Origin of the sequence: Streptomyces sp. NPDC101234, from assembly GCF_044767525.1 — a bacterium.
Taxonomy (GTDB): domain Bacteria; phylum Actinomycetota; class Actinomycetes; order Streptomycetales; family Streptomycetaceae; genus Streptomyces; species Streptomyces sasae.
Genome location: NZ_JBIWOA010000015.1, coordinates 127905 through 145769, shown reverse-complemented (window position 1 = coordinate 145769; position 17865 = coordinate 127905). Strand labels below are relative to the sequence as shown.

Genomic DNA, 17865 nt, shown 5'->3' with positions numbered 1-17865 from the left:
GGTCACCGCATCCCCGTTCCGGCGACACCCTGCACGAAGTACCGCTGCAGGCGCAGGAAGAGCACCAGTACGGGCAGCATCACGACGATCGCCCCGGCGAGCATCAGACCGTAGTCCGTGACGTGCGCGGCCGCCTGGCTGGTCGCGGCGAGGCCCACCGGGAGCGTGTACGTCGACATGCTCTGGGCGACGACGAGCGGCCAGATGAAGTTGTTCCACGAGTACAGGAACGACATGATCGTGATCGTCGCGACCGCGGGTCCGGCCAGCGGCAGGAAGATCCGGAAGAAGATCCGGAACTCGCCGGCCCCGTCGATCCGGGCGGCCTCCAGCAGCTCGTCGGGGATCGACAGCGCGTACTGACGCATGATGAACACCGACAGCGGCAGCGCCAGGGACGGCAGTGCGATCCCGGTCAGGGTGTCCGCGAGACCCAGGTCCACGGTGATCACGAACTGGGTGACGAAGACCGTGGTGAACGGCACCATCATCGCCGCCGTGACCGCCCCGAACGCCAGCCGTCGGCCCGCGAACTCCAGCTTGGCGAGCGCGTATCCGGCGGCCGACGCGGCCACGACGTTACCGGCGACCACCATGACCGCGACGACCACGCTGTTGACCAGGAACCGGCCGAAGCCCTGCGTCCGGAACAGCCGCACGAAGTTGTCCAGGGTGACATGGTGCGGCAGCCAGGCACCGGGGTCGGAGCGGATCTCGTCGAGGCTGCGGAGCGAGCCGCCGATCACCCACACGAACGGCAGCAGGGTGAGCAGCGCGCACAGCACCAGCGCGCCGTACAGCAGCGGCTGGGTGAGGGACCGGCGACGTACGGCGATCCGGTCGGCGGCGGCGGGTTCGGTGTTCTGGTACGTGGCTACGGCGGTCATGAGCGGGGCCTCAGCAGTCGGAACTGGACGACACTCACCAGGGCCACCAGGACCAGCATCACGAAGGACGCGGCGGACGACACGCCGAGCTCGCCGGAGCCGAACTGGTGGTAGGTGTACAGCGCCACCGACTCGGTGGAGCCGAGCGGGCCGCCGTCGGTGAGCAGATACGGCTCGTCGAACACCTGGAGGTAGAAGACGGTCAGCAGGACCGACACCATCAGGGTGGTGGGCATCAGCATCGGCAGGGTGATGTGCCTGAGCTGCCGCCATCGGCCGGCCCCGTCGAGGGCCGCCGCCTCGTACACGTCCCGCGGGATCGCCTGGAGCCCGGCGAGGAACAGCACCATCGCGGTGCCGAAGTTGCGCCAGACGCCGAGTGCGATGACCACGGGCATCGCCAGATGGGTGTCGTCCAGCCAGTTCGGCCCGGCCAGGCCGACGGCGGAGAGCACGCTGTTGACGGCGCCGTTCTCGTTGAAGGCGTACCGCCAGATCAGCGCGACCGCCACGACGTTGGTGACGACCGGTGCGAAGAAGACCGCGCGGAAGGTCCCGCGCAGCCGCCGGATGCCGGAGTTCAGGGCGAGGGCCAGCGTGAACCCCGCCGCCATGGTCAGCGGAACGCCGACGACCACGAACAGTGCGGTGTTGAGGATGTCCCGCACGAAACTGTCGTCCTGGAACAGCCGGACGTAGTTCTCCAGGCCCGTGAAGTTCACCGCGAACGGATGCCGCAGGTCCGAGCCGCGCAGGTCGGTGAGGCTGAAACCCAGCGCGGCGACGGTGGGGACGGCCGTGTAGAGAAGGAAGACCAGCGTGAACGGTGCGAGGAAGAGCCAGCCGACGGCCGCCCGGCGGGCCCTCACTTCGCTCCCGTGCCGAGACTCTCGGCGTACGCCTGCACCTTCGCCGCCGCCTTCGCCGCGCTCTCGGTGCCCTTGGCCACGGCCTCCGTCTCCTTGCCGAGCCGGGTGGCGACCTGCTGCCAGGTGGTCACCTGCGGGAACGCCCGGGTGTTCTTCAGCTGGGTCAGGAAGGCGTCGAGCAGCGGCTGTCCCTTGATGGCCGGGTCGTCCCAGGCGGAGACGACGGCCGGCAGCGAGCTGTACGCCCTGTACTGCGCGACCTGGGTTCCCGGCTTCGCGAGGTACCGCACGAACTTCCACGCCGCGTCCGGGTTGCCGCCGTCCGCGAGCACGCCCCAGGTGCCGCCCGCTGAGAAGGAGACACTGCCCGACGAACCGGCCGGCAGCGGGGCGGTGGCGACATGGGCGGCCGTCCAGCCCTCCTTCTTCGCCGCGGTGTCGAGCTGACCGACGACCCAGGGCCCGGTGATCATCATGGCCGTCTTGCCGGACACGAAGTAAGGCTGCGCGTCCAGGAAGGTCGGGCCGCTGGTGTCGGCGACCTTGGAGGTGAAGAACGACGCGTTGTACTTGAGCGCGTCCACCATCCCCGGCGTGTCCAGCGTCCACTTCCCGCCGGAGAGCAGTGAGCCGCCCGCCTGCCAGGCGTACATGGCGACGTCCTGGCCGTTGAAGACGTCCCAGCCGATGTCCGCCCCGAGACCGTGTCCGGCGCCCGCGCCCTGCAGCGCCTTGAGGAACGGCACCATCTGCGCCCAGGTCGTCGGCGCCTTGACGCCGGCCTTCGCGGCGAGGTCGGAGCGGTAGACCAGTGCGTACGTGTACGCGTACCAGGGGACCGTGTAGGCGACGTCGCCGACCACACCGGCGTCCCAGAGGCTGCTGAAGAAGGAATTGGGGTCGACCAGGCCGTCGGGTACGGCCCGCAGGATCGACGGATCGAGGAACTGCGCCTGCGACTCCGGGAAGAACTGGGCGACGTCCGGCCCCTTGCCCGCGGCGATCGCGGACTGGAGCTTCGTGTAGTACTCGGCGTTCGGGATCAGCGTGAACTCGACCGTGAGCTTCGGGTTCGCGGCCTTGAACGGCTTGATGATCTTGTCCAGGACGTCCGCGTCGCCCTGGGCGGCCCAGACATTGAGGGTGCCGGTGGCGGGAGAATCGTCGACGGGCGCGGCGGAGGACTTCGCGGCCGTGGTCGCGCCGCCGCGGCCACAGCCGGTGAGGGCACCGGCGCCGAGGAGCGCCAGGCCGGCGGACAGCTTCAGGGCACCGCGTCTGGAGGGATGGGACATTCGGGGGCTCCTGGATTTCGCGGGAAAGCAGCGTTATTGCTGACTGCGAAGCTACGAACGCCGTGTTGCACGGGAATGGCCGAGCCGTCACGAATAATTTCGGAACTTGTAGCGAAATCGACCGGTCGCTCACTGTGACGAAAGGGGCTGTGATCACCGTGCGTGTTGGCCGAGGATGCCGTTGATACCGGGACGACAGGTGCACCAGGGTGTACGGTCATGGACCGCGACCGGAACAGCCGCTTTCGTCCGACCCGCCGTCAACTCCTCGCCGCCGCGGGCGCCGTACCCCTGGTGGGCGTGGCCCCGGCCGCCGTGGCGAGACCCCGTACCGACGCCCCCTCACTGGCCTTCACCCGAGCCACCAACGGCGCGGCGACCCTCGCCCCTTCCGGCGACCAGCTGATCGCCGAGGCACAGGGCACCCTGTGGTCCCTCCCGCGCACCGGCGGCGCGGCCCGCCCTCTGACCCCGGCCGGCCTCGAACCGGGCCGCCCCACCCACTCCCCGGACGGCGGGCTCATCGCCTTCTGCGCCTACCAGGACGGCGGATTCCACCTCTGGACCGTCCGCCCCGACGGCTCCGGCCTGCGGCAGCGCACAGACGGCCCCTGGGACGACCGCGGCCCCGCCTGGTCCCCCGACGGAACCCGGCTCGCCTTCGCCTCGGAGCGCGCCGGCGACCCGGTCGACGGCAGCCCGTACCGCATCCACGTCCTTGACCTGAGCACCGGCCGGATCACCCGGATCACCGGTCTCACCGGCCAGGACGGCCCCCTCCAGGACGGCCCGTGGGAGGATTTCGACCCCACCTGGTCACCGGACGGCTCCCGCGTCCTCTTCGTCCGAGCGAAGACGGTCTCCACCGCCACGGGCCCGGCCCTGGAGGCCCGCACCATCGCGGAGGCCCCCGCCGACGGCTCCGGCCCGGTCACCGTCCGGTACTCCGAGACCGAGGCCGTCCAGGTCATGACGCCCGCCCTCGCCGCCGACGGCCGCCTTGCCCACCTGCGTACCGTCGCCGCCCCGAACGCCTCCTGCACCCTCGCCGTCGACGGCCGCCCCGTCCCGGTCACCGGCGACATCGCCCCCGTGCCCCCGCGCTGGACACCTCAGGGGCAGCTCCTGCTCACCGTCGACGGCGCCTTCACCCTCGTACGACCGGACAGCCCCGCACACCCGGAGACCATCCCCTTCGAGGGCGTGCTCCCCGTACAGCGGCCCCGCTACCGCACCAAGGAGTACGACCTCGGCGAGGCCCGCACCCGGCCCGTGCGCGGCATCCATCTGCCCGCGCTCTCGCCGGACGGCCGGCAGATCGCCTTCGCCGCCCTCAACTCGCTGTGGGTGGCGAGCAGTTCGGGCGGCCAGCCGCCACGGCGACTGCACACGGCGGACCGCACCCGCTATGTGCTCGGTCCTGCTTGGGCCCCCGACGGCGGGTCGCTGGTCTACGCCGACGACCGTGACGGGCTGCTCGGCGTCCACCGGCACGATCTCGCCACCGGAGAGGAGACCACGCTCGCCGCCGGCGGCCGCGTGCACCCGGCGCTGTCGCCCGACGGACAGCGGCTCGCCTGCCTCGACCTCACGGGCCGGCTCCTCGTCCGCGACCTCGCGACCGGCACGGAACACGTCCTCGCGACGGCGCTCGGCGGCGGCGGACTGCCCGGCCGCCCCAGCTGGTCGCCCGACGGCCGGCACCTCGCCCTGTGCGACCGCAACCGGCTCAACGCCCGCTTCCGCGAGGGCTACAACCTCGTCCGCGTCGTCGACACCACGACCGGAGCGGACCGCCTGCACGCCGTCGCACCCCATGTGTCGATCGCCGACCGCTACGACTCGGGGCCCGTCTGGTCGCCCGACGGCCGCTGGATGGCGGTGATCGTCGAGTCCGCGCTGTGCCTGCTGCCCGTCGGCCCCGACGGTACCCCGAACGGCGACCTGCGCACCCTCACCGACGAACCGGCCGACCACCCCTCCTGGTCGGCCGACTCCCGGACCCTGCTGTACCTCTCCGCCGGCCGGCTGCGGCTCGTCGGCGTCGACGGCGGCCGCGCCCGCACCGTCCGCGTCCCCCTCGACGCCACCGCACCCGCACCCGCCGACCTCATCGTGCACGCCGGACAACTGTGGGACGGAACCGGCGAGACGACCCGCGACGACGTCGACATCGTCGTCCGGGCCGGACGTGTCACGGCCGTCGAGCCCCATCGCTCCGGACGCCGGACCACCGGCCGCCTCGTCGATGCCTCGGCGCGCACCGTGATCCCCGGCCTGTGGGACACCCACACCCACCCCTGGCAGTCCACCTACGGCGGGCGGCAGACCGTCGGCCAGCTCACCTACGGCATCACCACCGCCGTGTCACTGGGCGGATTCGCCTACGAGCAGGCCCGTGTCCGCGAGGCGGTGGCCGCCGGGCAGCTCGCCGGGCCGCGACTGCTCAGCACCGGCGAACTCCTCGACGGGGCACGGGTCGCCTACAGCATGGGACGCGCCCACCGGACCCGGCAGGGGCTGCGCCGCTCACTGGAGCGGGGCGCGGCGCTGGACTGGGACTTCGTCAAGACCTATGTGCGGGCGCCCGGTTGGGTGATGGCGGAGGCCGCCCGCTTCGCGCACGAGCGGCTCGGCGTCCGCTCCGGCAGCCATCTGCTCTCGCCAGGCGTCCAGCTCGGCCAGGATCTGACGAGCCATCTCCAGGCCACCCAGCGCGCCGAGTTCGGGCACGCCGTCACCGCCACCGGCCACGCCTACCAGGACGTCGTGGAGACCTACACCGCGCGCGGGGTGCGCTTCTCCATGATCGCCACACCCTTCACCTCGGTACCGCTCCTGGGCGCGGATCCCGCCCTCGCCGACGACCCCCGGGTCACCGCGGTGATGCCCCCGTGGGACACGGCCGTCGTCCGACAGGGCGCCGGCGTACCGCCCACCGCGGCCCAACTCGCCACCCTGAGCACGGAGATCGACGTCTACCGGCGCATCCTGGACGCCGGTGGGATCGTCGCCCTCGGTACGGACCAGCCCCTCGTCCCCGTCGGCCTCGCCCTCCACCTCGGGCTGCGCGCCCTGCACCGCGGCGGTCTGTCCCCGGCCCAGACCCTGCGCACGGCGACCGTCCTGCCCGCCCGGCTCTTCGGCGTCGACCGCGACCTCGGCACCGTCCGGGAGGGCATGCTCGCCGACCTGACCGTCGTCGACGGCGACCCGTTCACCGACTTCGCCGCCCTCGTCCGTACCGTGGCGGTCCTCAGAGGCGGAGTGCCGTACACCACCGCCGAGTTGACCGCCCCCTTCGAGACGGTGACCCGACGCACGGCGGCGGCCGAGCAGGACTGGCTGGAGGTGGGGCGGCTGATGCGCAGGGACGGGTGCTGCGACGGGCACTAGGCGCTTCGCTGGAGGCGGCGCGATGTGTCGTCGTTCGGCTGCGGCGCCGTGGTGGCTGGGCGCGCAGTTCCCCGCGCCCCTTCGGGGCGCCTCAGGGCAAGGGGCGGACGGTGAGGATCTGCGAGGCGTGTCCGACCGGGCCGTCGATGTCGTGGAGGACGGTGCTGGTGAGGCCCTGGCCGGTGGGGCCGAAGGTCACGGTGGTGTCCAGCCCCGTCCAGGCGCCTCGCGGTTGCCGGTGGAGGTGCACGGTCAGGTCGATGTTCGGGAACATCCATGTTCCGGGCGGCTGCCGGGCGGCGATGCCGTTGGCGGTGTCGACCAGGGTGAGATACGACGCGACGGGGCCGACCGGGACGCCGCCGACCAGTTCGAGCGGTGTGGAGATCCATGCGGTGGTACGGCCCGGGAGGGGCGGGGCCACCGGGCGGACGTCCACGGAGGCGACATAGCCGCCCGGCCAGACGTCGGAGATCCGCCATGGGGTGAGCGACTCCGGCGGGGTGAGCCGGTCCTCGGGTCCGCCCGCGACCTCGGTGGTGTCGAGCGCCGCCAGGAACCAGGCGCGGGCCCGGACGACCGGGCGGCCGGCGATCTGTACGACCGCTTCGACGAGTTCGATGGTCCGGCCGGGCCGGACGGTCTCCACCCGGATCTCGCACTCGTCCAAGGCGAGGCGGCCGAGGATGTCGTAGCTGATCCGGGAGAGCAGCAGGCCCTCGTCCGGCCGGCCGGCCCGGTGGCGGTCGATGGCATGCGCGATGAGCCCGCCCAGCGGACTGAAGTGCTGCTCGTCCGTGTCCCAGGCCCCGCTCGCGTGTGGCGTCGGCTTGTAGCGGTGGTCGTCGATGGCCTCGAAGTAACTACCCCGGGGAGCGGTCGGGCTGGGCAACGGTCGTCTCTCCTCGCGGTCGGTGCACTCACTGTCGCTGTACAGGCCAAGTTTCTCACCAGGCCGACGTACCCGACCGCGCGGGCGAGGTTCCGGCGCGGTCCGTTCACTCCGGGGGAGTGGGCGTGTCGGGCGAGCGGTACATCGCCTGGACGTCCAGCTCCAGCTGCACCGTCGGGCCGACCACCGCGATGCCGCGGGCCAGCATCGTCCGCCAGTTGAGGGTGTAGTCCTCCCGGTGCAGCTCGGCCGTGGCGAGCGCGGCGCAGCGCAGTTCCTCGCCGTAGCCGCCGTTGACCGTGCCCAGGTAGGTGGTGTCCAGGGAGACCGAGCGGCTGACGCCGTGCATCGTCAAGATGCCCAGGAGGGTCCACTTGCTGCCGCCCCGGTAGGCGAAGCGGGTGCTGACGAAGTCGATGTACGGGTACCGCTCGACGTCCAGGAAGTCGCCCGAACGCAGGTGGTTGTCCCGGGTGGTGTTCCCGGTGTTGATGCTCGACGCGTCGATCCGTACCCGGACGGTCGACTGGCCCATGTCCGGGGCGACGTTGATCGCACCGTCGAAACGCTCGAAGCGGCCGTGGACGTGGGCCATGCCGACGTGCTTGGCGATGAACCGGATCGCGGTGTGCGGCGGATCGAAGACCCAGCCGCCGGTCGGCGGCAGCGGCAGCTGCCGGGCCGGCTGCAACCGGATGTGCGCCGGTGCCGGACAGTCGCCGGCGACGATCTCGACGGTCTCGCGGTGCGGGTCCAGTCCCTCGGCGACGAACAGCATGCTGTAGCGCCCGGGCGGGAGGGCCGCCATGAAGAAGCCGAAGGGATCCGTCGTGCCGCGCGCGGCCACCTGGTGGGTGTCCAGGGCGGTGATCGTGACGTCCGCGCCGCCGAGCGGCTGGTCGACGGGGTCCAGGACGGCGCGGGCGACACCGCCCGCACCGGGCGGGAGGGGCAGGGTGAGACCTGCGGTGCGGGCCGGGGCGTCCTTGGACCACCGGCGCCTGAGCAGCCCGAGGGCCATGCTGTTCACCTTCCGTGAGTGTCGGGGACCGAGGCGGCAAGGCCGCCGCCGGTACGGCCGTGCCGTGATCGGCCGGTCGGGTCAGTCACGGCCGAGGATCCGGCGCAGTGCCTGGGCCAGCAGTTCTTCCGGATTCTGGGCGGCGGTCTGGTGGCGGAAGGCGACGTACCCGTCCGGGCGTATCAGCAGCGCGCCCGAGTCGGACACCTCGCTGAGCCGGGCCCAGTCGCCGTACGGGTCCTCGTACTCCTGGCCGGGGCCGATGACGACCGTGGCGATGTCGAGGTCCTGGGCCCGCGCCGCGCGCAGCCAGCCCTCGCCGCCGATGCCGGTCAGCAGGGTGAACCGGCCCTTGCCGACGGTGTCCAGGGTGGACACGGTCCGGGTGCCCGAAGTGATCCAGGCGTGCGGCAGCTTGGCGCCCGGGCGGGAGCTGGGCTGGTGGTACAGCTCCGGGTCGCGGGCGAACCCGGGGTCGGGGGTGCCGTCGGGGACGATCGCGGTCGATTCGTAGCGCTGGTTGAGGTCGACGCCGTGCGCGTTGAACTCGTACACCTTGTACGCGATCGCGTCCCGCAGCCGCGCCCGCTGCTTCTCGGCCGCCTCGGTGGGCTCCTTGCGGCCGGCGATGTTGGCCCACAACTGCTCGGGCGTCTGCGGCGCGAGACCGTCGAGCGCCTCGAAGACGGGGGCCGTCTCGCCGATCGACTTGTTGGCGCGGGTCACGATCTGCCTGCCGACGGGCGCGCGTTCGGCGGTGTAGGTGTCCAGCAGGCTCGGGTCCGCGGCGCCGTCGAGGACCAGCTTCAGCTTCCAGGCCAGGTTGTAGGAGTCCTGGACGGACGTGTTCGAGCCGAGCCCGTTGGACGGCGGGTGGCGGTGCACGGCGTCCCCGGCGCAGAAGACCCGGCCGTCGGAGTACGTCTCGGCGTACATCTCGTTCACCGTCCACGCCGAGGACGACTTCACGGTCACCGGGATCTCGTCGTCGCCTATCAGCTGACGGACGATCGACTCCGCGTACTCGGTGGTGAGGTCGGGGGCGCCCGCCGTGACGTCGTACCCCCACACGATCAGCCACTCCGTCCACGGGCGGACGCACCGCACCAGGCCCGCGCCGATGCCGCCGACGGTCGCGCCCGGGGCCAGTACCCAGTACAGGGTGGAGGGGCGGTGCGCGGTGTACTTGCTCAGGTCGGCGTCGAAGACGATGTTGATGCTGCCCGCGACCCCCATCTGACCGCCCATCGGCAGCCCGGCGTCCTCCGCCACCTGCGAACGCCCGCCGTCCGCGCCGATGAGGTACTTGGCGCGGATCGTGTACTCGTCCCCGCGTACCCGGTCCTCGACGGTGACGGTCACGCCGTCCGCGTCCTGCGTGAAGGACTTGTAGACGGTGCTGTAGCGGAAGACGGTGCCGCGGGCGACGGCCGCGTCCACCAGCACCGGCTCCATCAGGTGCTGTGGTATGTCACACATCGTGGTGGGGCTGGCCAGTTCGTGCGCCGCCTGCACCAGCGGCTCGTTGCCCCACGACCGCACCCGGCCCAGCTCCTCGCCGGCCAGACTGGTGCAGAACGTCGTGTTCCCCATCAGGTGCTGCGGGGTCGCCTGGGCGAGGGCCTCCTGCTCGATGCCGAGGTCACGCAGGACCTCCATCGTGCGCTGGTTGGTGATGTGGGCGCGCGGGGTGTCGGCGAGGCTCGCATAGCGGGTGACGACCATGTTCGGTACGCCGTAGGTGCTCAGGGCCAGGGCGGCGGAGGCGCCGGCCGGGCCGCTGCCCACGATCAGGACGTCGGTCACGACATCGGTGTGCACGGGGAACGCTCCGGAGGGGGTCAGGAAAAGGGGACGGAAACCGACCGTTCAAGATCATGAATCGGTCCGGACGACCGTGGGTGTCTCAATCCGAGACACGCGGTGTGGGCCGGAACCCGGCGGGGCACACCGGTCGTTGCCCGTTCAACTGCTCCCGGTACGGTGAGGGGCGCCATGACCACCGCAGAGCATCTCCCCACGGCCGACCGGCACCTCTCGCCCCGCCCCGCCCTCGGCCGGCTGCGCCGGGCTCGCGCCCGCTTCCTCGCCGGTCACCCCCTTCCCGAGGACGTACCGGACGAGGTCGCCGCCGCCTGGCGCCGGGCCCGCTTCTACGGAGTACGGCACGACCTCGCGGGCCCCTTCCCCGCCCAGACGCCCCGGTTGCCCGACCCGGCGCTGCTGGAGGCGGCCCGCCCGGTGCTGGACCGGCTGGGCCCGGTGCTCGACCACGAGCGGGCCACACTGGTCCTCACCGACGCCAGGCTGCGCGTGCAGTGGGCCAGGGGACACGCCCCCGACGAGGTGCTCTGCCCCGACCTCTCCGAGCAGCGGGTCGGTCCCAACAGTGCGGCCCTGGCCCTGCGTACCGGTCACCGCGCAGAGGTGCACGGGCCCGAGCACATCCTCGACGTGTGGCAGGAGGTCTCCGCGGTGAGCGTGCCGTTGCGGGCGCCCGGCGACGGCAGGCCGGTCGGCACGGTCACCGTCGCGTCGGCCCTGTGCGGCGGCTGCGCCCAGCACCCGCAGGCGGGCCTGGCCGAGGCGACGGCCGCCGCGGTGGAGGCGGAACTGCGGGCGCACGCCCGTCCGCCGGAGCGGGCCCTGCTGGACGCCTACCTCGCCGCGCGCGAGGGACAGGACCGGCCGGTGGTGGCATTCGCCGGGCACAGCCGTCTGGTCAGCGACGAGGCGGGCCGGCTGCTGTCGACACGGGAGATCGAGGACCTGGAACGCGCCGTACACGCGGTGCTGCGACAGGACGGGTCCGGCACCGGGCTCCCGCACGGCGCCGAGGTCGAACCGGTCCGGCACCTGGGTGAGACCGTCGGCGCCGTCGCCGTACTCGACCCCAAACGCGAACGTGAACCCGCCACCCCTGCCGGGCGGTTGCCCATCGCACTGGCCGGGCAGTCGGTGCCCTGGCGGCACGCCACCGAGCGTGCGGCCGAACTGGCCACCACCCACGCCCCGTTACTGCTCGTCGGTGAACGTGGCACCGGAAAGACCGCCCTGGCCCGCGAGTTGCTGAACGGGACCGACCCGCTCGTGGTCGACGCAGCCGAAGGCGGACTGCACGAGGCCCTGCCCGGCGGATCCCGCGGTCTGGTGCTGCGCCACGCCGAGCGACTGGCTCAGCCGGACGTGGCGGCGATCGTCGCCCTGCTGGAAACCCGGCCCACCGCACCCCTGTTGGTCACCTACACACCCGGGGCGCCGCCCGGACCGTGTCTCCAGCGGCTCCTCGACACCCTGGCCGCCCGCTCGGTCACCCTGCCCGCGCTGCGTGAACGCACGGAAGACATCAGGGAGTTGCTCACGGCCGTGGCGCCGGCACCTGTTCCCGGGCAGCCCCCGCTCACCTGGACGCTGGACGCCCGGCGGGCGCTGGAGCGGTACCCCTGGCCCGGCAACGTCACCGAACTCACCCACGTCGTACGGTCGTTGGCGCAGCGCCGCCGGACGACCGGGCCGGTCCGGCGGGCCGAACTGCCCGATCCCGTACGCGAAGGGCCGGCGGGACGCCCGCTGAGCCCCATGGAGAACGCCGAACGCACCGCCATCCTGGAGGCCCTGCGCCGCCACGGCGGAAACAAGGCCCGCGCGGCAGCCGCCCTGGGCATCGGCCGCGCGACGCTCTACCGGAAACTGCGCACTTACGGCCCCCACGCGTAGGCGGTCGGCGGCACCGCCCGGCCGCGCTGAGGATCACGGACGGCGCCCGGGCCGTCGGCGACTCGCCGCAGGCCGGCATCGCGGTGATAGGGGTGGGCGCGAACGACTCCCGGTCCCGCGCACGGCCGTTCGGCACCCGCCCGCCGGGCAGTCCCCCTGCCGCATCGTCGGCCAGGGACACCTCGGCCGGCCGGCGGACCCGTCGCGACGGATCGCCGGCCGGGCGTGGTCAGCGCTTGGTGTAGATGAAGCCGACCTTGTCGAGCTCGTCGCCGGAGCGGCCGTGGAAGCCGGCGATCTGCCAGCCCGACGGTGCGGTGCGGGTCACGCAGTCCGAGGTCGTCGTACCGCCCGCGAGGGTGTTGCCCAGGTTGGTGGTGAACTTGGCGTAGAAGATCCGCGTGTGGCTGTCCTTGACGCCTTCGCACAGGTACGCCGTGGTCACGTACTCGCTGCTGCCCAGCGTCAGTGAGGACGCGGTGCCGCCGGTACCGCCGTGGGTGAGCGTCGTACCGTCGCCGAGGGTGATGCCGACCTGGTCGACACGGGAGCCGGAGCGTAGCGAGATGCTGGTGGCGCGGGCTCCGGCGGCCACCTTGTCGATGTCCTGGTAGTAGTCGCCGTGCGGACCGCCGAACTGGTCGCTCAGCTGGAAGTTCGCGTTCTGCGACCAGGAGAAGCCGACCGTGATCGGGTCGTGGTCGGAGAGCATCAGCCCGTCGGAGGTGAGGAACTTCGCGTGCTCGTTGTTGTACGAGGTTGCGTTGAGGTTGACGAGCTTGCTGCTGCGGTAGAGGACCTTGTCCACGACCTCGCAGGTGTTGGGTACGGTCGCCGCGGTGTCGTCGCAGACGAGCGCGTCGCTGCCCTTGGCCGGCGCGCTGCCGCCGCGGATCAGCTGCACCCAGGCGTCGGTGAGCCCGTTGTTCGAGGCGAACTCCGCGATGGTGTCGGCGGAGCGGGTGTAGCGGGTGTTGGTGTCACCCATCACCACGACCGCGTTGCCGGCCGAGTGGGTGCTGATGAAGGACGTCAGCTGGCTGAGGTTGTCGGCCCGGGAGGCCTCGTCGCCGTCGTTCGTGCCCGCGTTGGTGTGCAGGTTGTAGAAGTCGACGTAGACACCCTCGGCGAGCCGCTCGCGCATGAAGGTGAAGCCCTTCGGCGTGAGGCAGTCGCCGGAGTCGATCTGGCAGGAGTTCCAGCCGTCCCGCTCGAAGTCGTCCGTGTCCCAGGCGTAGTCGGAGACGGTGTTGAGCCCGCTGCCGATGCCCGCGCCGCCGCTGGTCGCGGTGCGGTAGGGGTGGGTGTCCGTGGCGTACAGGTACGCGTGGTAGTTGAAGTCCTCCTGGACGTTGACGATGTCGTACGGCGCGATCCGCTTGCCGATCTCGGTGGTGCTGGTGTCGCGCGGAGTCGGCGCGCTCGACAGGCCTTCGGGGAGCCCGGCGACGTTGTACGTGAGCACGCTGAACGTGCCCCCGGCCGCCGCGGCCGGAGTGGCCGTCGCCGTGAGCCCGCCGAGAGCGGCGACTGCGGCCGCCAGGCAGGCAACGAGTCTGCGCATGGGGGTGTCTCCTATGGGGAGTGTGCGCTGAGAGGGGTGTGAGCATGCCAATGAGGCATGGCAAAACGTAGCGGCAAACGCTTTCTCCTGCCCCCCTCTTGTTACTAACCAGTTTGGAAATTCCGCGTGACGCCCAGAAGATCGACTTCCGCCGGTCGGTCCGATCGGGGGGCTGACTGTTACTCACTTTCGGGTGAAAGGGGCCCTGTTCGCCGACTGCTCCATTGGTGGCCGAGCCCTTTGTTCATGGGGCAGAAAGGGCTGAGAACCCGTCAAATCCCCTCATTCAACTAATAAATGGACGTTACATGCGAGAGTCATGGGAAAGCGAAGGATCCGTAATAGGCGCCGTGTGTCGCCCGGTCTGCGCGCGGCCGGGGCGCAGGGTGTGGCTGCGCGGCCGTCCGGTCGCCACCTCGCACCACACACTCCGCGTGGCCTGCGGCTTCGCCGGGGTGTGCTCGAACCCTGCAAAGGGGGACCCCGTGTCCGTTTCCGTTTCCGTGACCGCACGTCGTCTCGGTTCCGCCACCGCCGTGGCCGCCGCCCTGGTGGGCGCGCTGGCCCTGCCGGCCTCGGCCGCTGCCCCGTACCCCGCGCCGGAGCGCGGCACGGTCGTCATCAGCGCCGTGCAGCACGACGTACCGGGCCGTGCGGTGGTCTCCAACCGTGCTCTGAACCGGGAGTGGGTCGACGTCAGCAACACCTCCCGCCGGGATGTGAACCTGAGCGGCTGGACGCTGTCGGACGCCGAAGGCCACAGCTACACCTTCCGGTACTACCGGCTGGAGGGCCGCACCACGGTCCGTGTCCACACCGGGGAGGGCCGGGACACCATGACGGACCTCTACCAGGACCGCAGCCGCTCCGTGTGGAACCGGGACGCCGACACCGCCACCCTGCGCAACGACCGCGGGCGTTACGTCGACTCCGCCTCCTGGGGCCTGCACCACCGCCGCGACGCCGACGACCGGCACGCGTTCGGCCACCGCGGTGACTTCGACGACCGGCACGGCTTCGGTGACCGTCATGACGGTGGCGACCGGCACGGCTTCGGTGACCGTCATGACGGTGGCGACCGGCATGGCTTCGGTGACCGTCATGAGGGCGGCGACCGCCACGGGTTCGGTGACCGTCATGAGGGCGGCGACCGCCACGGGTTCGGTGACCGGCGTGAGGGCGGTGACCGGGGCGACTTCGGGCACCACCAGCGCTGACGCGTGAAACCTTCGCCGCCGGACCCCTGAGAAGGGGCCGGCGGCGCACGTGTGTCCGGGCGGCGCCCGGTGTCAGCCTTGGACGACCGGCCCGCTCACCGTGGACGTGAATACGATCTCGCCGTCCTGCACGCCGACGACATCGACGGTCGCCGTGCCGTCGCTGCCGGACGTCACCCCCGTCGTGTCGATCCAGCAGGGGCTGTCGAGTTCCACGTAGCGGCTGAATGACGTGGATGTGCTCGCCGGTATCAGCGCACGGGGTGCCAGCCGGGCGCAGGCGGCCTGCCGGGCGCCCTCCATCAGGACCATGCCGGGCAGATGGTCGCCGTCGTGGTCGAACAGGATCGGATGGTTCAGATCCGGTGTCAGCAGCCAGCGGTTCGCCGTGCGGGTGGGCGTCAGCACCACGTCGGCAGGAGAGGTGCGGCCCACCGCGGCCGGCGGCATCGGGTCGGACGCTACGACCAAGTCGGCCGAACCCGGCTGTTCTTCCAGCCGGTTGCCTCGCAGACGCGCGTAGACGCCGGGTGTGACGATGGAGTACAGCCCCTCACCACGGGCCACGGGCCTGCCGTCCCGGCGCAGCGCGAACCCGATGCCCATCCGGCGGGCGGACGCCCGGCCGCGCGGGGCGGAGTCCGGACATGTCACCTCGAGGTCGAAGTCGGTGGGCCGGGAGGTGATCCGCAGCTGCTCCAGATCGGTGTGGCAGCTGAGCGACCACAGCACGAAGTGATGGCCGAGCGGTACCCCGTGTTCCGCGTGTGTCACGAACATACCGGCCTGCCGAAACGTCTCTGCGGCCTGGAGCGGGTCATGACTCGAGCCGTCGGCGCTGTTGAAGAACGTATGGGCGCGTGGCCACTGTCCGGTCAGGGAGAACCGCAGTCCGTCGTCCTGGGCGGTGCAGCCGGTGAGGAACACCTCGGCCAGGGACGCCCGGTGGACGTACTCCTTGGGCACCGTGGTGGTCAACCGGGGCAGTGCGGGCAGACCGACTCCGATCTCGCTGGTGGACACGCTCATCGACAACCCCCCGTCGGAACGCTCTACTTTGGCTTGAAGCCCTGTTCGCCGCCTATAAGATACGGACCTACCGGTTTTCTCGGGTCGGCCACAAGGTAAAGGATTCACCAAGCGTGGTTCGACTCGATCCATGCATGACTCCGCTCAGTGGTGGTTTGGCCAAGTATTTTCGCGCTCAATTACGTCGAAGGCACGGCGAAAAACGGACTAACTGGCGGATGTCGACGGCCGGTTATCGTCGGGTGGCGAGCAGGGCACGACTTCGTCAAAACCAGTCCAGCGGTTTCATTTGGCCAGGTTCCACAGGGGAGTTGGCGCCGCTACAGCCCTACCCGTGACTCCCCGGTCTCGACAGCCGCTGCATGATTGTTGACGGCCTGCGAGAGAGGGAGACCCGATGGAACCACTGCGCACCCTGCGCCTCGCCGCCGTCAACATCGACGGCGTCCTGCTCAACGACAGCTTCAGCCCCGTCCTGCACCGCCTCGTCCTCAGATACGGCGGTGAGTACACCCGGGACCTGGAGCAGCGGCTCTTCTCGCAGCCCCGGCTCGCGGCCGCCAGGGTGCTGCTGGACGAGACGGGCGCCGGTGTGGGCGAGCAGGAGGCCATCGACGACTACTTCGCCGAACGTGAGCGCTACCTGCGCAGCCACCCCGTCCACACCCTCGACGGAGCAGAGGAACTCCTGCACCGGCTGCGCGCCCTGGGCCTCGACGTCATCTGCTACGGCGGCCTCGACATGGGCCACTTCCGCCGCCATCTCGGCACCTGGGAGCACCTGTTCACCGCCCCGCACTACATCTGCACCGACGCCTTCCGCCCCGGCATCCGGGAGATCGTCCAGGACCACTTCGGCCTCGACCACCACCAGGCCCTCTTCATCGACGACGTGGCCCGCTTCGCCGGCCACGCCAAGGAGCTGAACGTGCCGTTCGTCGGCCACCCCAGTACCTTCGAACACGGCTACCAGCGCGAGCTGATGCGCGAACTCGGCGTCCGGCACCTGGTCGGCGGCCTCGCAGAGATCGACGAGGAGCTCCTGCGCACCCTGGACCGTGAGGCCGGGCTCGGCACCGTCTGGGACCCGGCCGGCTCCCTCGCCGTCGCCCGTGAGGCGGTCAAGTGACCGCGGCCGAAGGAGCCGTGCTCGCGGGCCGGGTCGTCCTCGTCACCGGCGCCAGCAGCGGCATCGGGGCAGCCGCCGCCCGGGTGTTCGCCAGGCAGGGCGCCACTGTCGTCGTCACCGCCCGCCGCGAGGACCGACTGCGCGAGCTCGCCGATGAGTTGCGTGCCGCGGGTGCCGAGGCGGGCCACCGCACCCTGGACGTGCGCGACGGGGAAGAGGTGCGCAGGACGGTCGAGTTCACCGTCGAGCGGTACGGCCGTCTCGACGCCGCCTTCAACAACGCCGGCGTCGCGCTGCCCAGGACCCCGATGCACCTCATCGACGACGCGGACTACGAGCGGGTCACCGAGACCAATGTGCGAGGCGTGTGGAACTGCCTGCGCCACGAGATCACGGCGATGCTGGAGAGCGGCGGCGGCTCGATCGTCAACACCAGCAGTGTGGGCGGCCTGGTCGCCTCCTCGACGGCCGCCCCCTACATCGCCTCCAAACACGCGGTGATCGGACTGACCAAGGCCGCCGCCGTCGAGTACGCCCCGCACCACATCCGGGTCAACGCCATCGCCCCCGGCCTGACCCGCTCCGAGATGATCGACGACTGGTTCGCCAGGTCGCCCGAGAACGAGGCACGGGCGTACCGTTCCGCTCCGCAGGCCCGCGCCGCGGATCCGGAGGAGGTCGCCGAGGCGGCCGCCTGGCTGTGCAGCGACAGGGCGAGCTTCGTCACGGGTGCGACACTTACCGTGGACGGGGGGCGCACTGCCTGGTGAACTGCCCGCCGGGGCACGCGCCGACGCTCCGGCGCCGGCGCTGCGCCGCCCGGCGCGGGACGGGCCGGGCGTCCGGCCC

General features: G+C 71.3%; 13 protein-coding genes. 5 read left to right on the top strand and 8 right to left on the bottom strand.

Annotated features, from left to right (window positions below; genetic code table 11):
• Positions 1-2: 2 nt before the first annotated feature.
• Genes ACIRR9_RS27150 through ACIRR9_RS27140 form a run of 3 tightly spaced genes read right to left on the bottom strand, consistent with a single transcriptional unit; the run spans position 3 to position 3051 of the window.
• Positions 3-887, bottom strand: coding sequence for a carbohydrate ABC transporter permease (locus ACIRR9_RS27150; RefSeq protein ID WP_403756697.1), 885 nt, complete (start codon positions 885-887; stop codon positions 3-5).
• The gene (locus ACIRR9_RS27145) at positions 884-1756 is read right to left on the bottom strand and encodes a carbohydrate ABC transporter permease (protein ID WP_403756694.1); all 873 of its coding nucleotides are present in this window, start codon (positions 1754-1756) and stop codon (positions 884-886) included. The genes ACIRR9_RS27150 and ACIRR9_RS27145 overlap by 4 nt, the downstream gene beginning before the upstream one ends.
• On the bottom strand, positions 1753-3051 hold the full coding sequence (locus tag ACIRR9_RS27140) for an extracellular solute-binding protein (protein ID WP_403756691.1): 1299 nt from the start codon (positions 3049-3051) through the stop codon (positions 1753-1755). The genes ACIRR9_RS27145 and ACIRR9_RS27140 overlap by 4 nt, the downstream gene beginning before the upstream one ends.
• A 219-nt stretch (positions 3052-3270) precedes the next feature.
• Here ACIRR9_RS27140 and ACIRR9_RS27135 point away from each other — a divergent pair, with 219 nt between their 5' ends.
• On the top strand, positions 3271-6447 hold the full coding sequence (locus ACIRR9_RS27135) for an amidohydrolase family protein (protein WP_403756688.1): 3177 nt from the start codon (positions 3271-3273) through the stop codon (positions 6445-6447).
• 91 nt (positions 6448-6538) lie between these two features.
• Here the strand turns inward: ACIRR9_RS27135 and ACIRR9_RS27130 are convergent, their stop codons facing one another.
• The 3 genes from ACIRR9_RS27130 to ACIRR9_RS27120 form a co-directional block, all read right to left on the bottom strand.
• The gene (locus tag ACIRR9_RS27130; protein ID WP_403756685.1) at positions 6539-7339 is read right to left on the bottom strand and encodes a thioesterase family protein; all 801 of its coding nucleotides are present in this window, start codon (positions 7337-7339) and stop codon (positions 6539-6541) included.
• A gap of 106 nt (positions 7340-7445) precedes the next feature.
• The gene (locus ACIRR9_RS27125; RefSeq protein ID WP_403756682.1) at positions 7446-8360 is read right to left on the bottom strand and encodes a YceI family protein; all 915 of its coding nucleotides are present in this window, start codon (positions 8358-8360) and stop codon (positions 7446-7448) included.
• Between the two features lie 81 nt (positions 8361-8441).
• Positions 8442-10181: an FAD-dependent oxidoreductase gene (locus ACIRR9_RS27120; RefSeq protein ID WP_403756679.1), complete on the bottom strand. Its 1740-nt coding sequence runs from the start codon at positions 10179-10181 to the stop codon at positions 8442-8444.
• 174 nt (positions 10182-10355) lie between these two features.
• Between ACIRR9_RS27120 and ACIRR9_RS27115 the strand changes: the two genes are divergently transcribed.
• Complete coding sequence (locus ACIRR9_RS27115; RefSeq protein WP_403756676.1) at positions 10356-12077, top strand: sigma-54-dependent Fis family transcriptional regulator; 1722 nt, start codon at positions 10356-10358, stop codon at positions 12075-12077.
• Positions 12078-12306: 229 nt separating this feature from the next.
• Here the strand turns inward: ACIRR9_RS27115 and ACIRR9_RS27110 are convergent, their stop codons facing one another.
• Positions 12307-13641 carry a jacalin-like lectin gene (locus tag ACIRR9_RS27110; RefSeq protein WP_403756674.1) on the bottom strand — a complete coding sequence of 445 codons (1335 nt, stop codon included), beginning with the start codon at positions 13639-13641 and terminating at the stop codon, positions 12307-12309.
• Positions 13642-14126: 485 nt separating this feature from the next.
• Between ACIRR9_RS27110 and ACIRR9_RS27105 the strand changes: the two genes are divergently transcribed.
• On the top strand, positions 14127-14858 hold the full coding sequence (locus ACIRR9_RS27105; RefSeq protein WP_403756671.1) for a lamin tail domain-containing protein: 732 nt from the start codon (positions 14127-14129) through the stop codon (positions 14856-14858).
• Positions 14859-14930: 72 nt separating this feature from the next.
• Here ACIRR9_RS27105 and ACIRR9_RS27100 read toward each other — a convergent pair whose 3' ends face one another.
• Positions 14931-15887, bottom strand: a complete 957-nt coding sequence (locus ACIRR9_RS27100; RefSeq protein WP_403756668.1) for a ScbA/BarX family gamma-butyrolactone biosynthesis protein — start codon at positions 15885-15887, stop codon at positions 14931-14933.
• Positions 15888-16284: 397 nt separating this feature from the next.
• On the opposite strand from ACIRR9_RS27100, the gene ACIRR9_RS27095 reads away from it, so the two are divergent.
• Positions 16285-17016 (top strand): HAD family phosphatase, encoded by a 732-nt coding sequence (locus tag ACIRR9_RS27095; protein ID WP_403756665.1) that lies wholly within the window; start codon positions 16285-16287, stop codon positions 17014-17016.
• Positions 17013-17786 carry an SDR family NAD(P)-dependent oxidoreductase gene (locus ACIRR9_RS27090; RefSeq protein ID WP_403253540.1) on the top strand — a complete coding sequence of 258 codons (774 nt, stop codon included), beginning with the start codon at positions 17013-17015 and terminating at the stop codon, positions 17784-17786. The genes ACIRR9_RS27095 and ACIRR9_RS27090 overlap by 4 nt, the downstream gene beginning before the upstream one ends.
• The last annotated feature ends 79 nt before the right edge of the window (positions 17787-17865 follow it).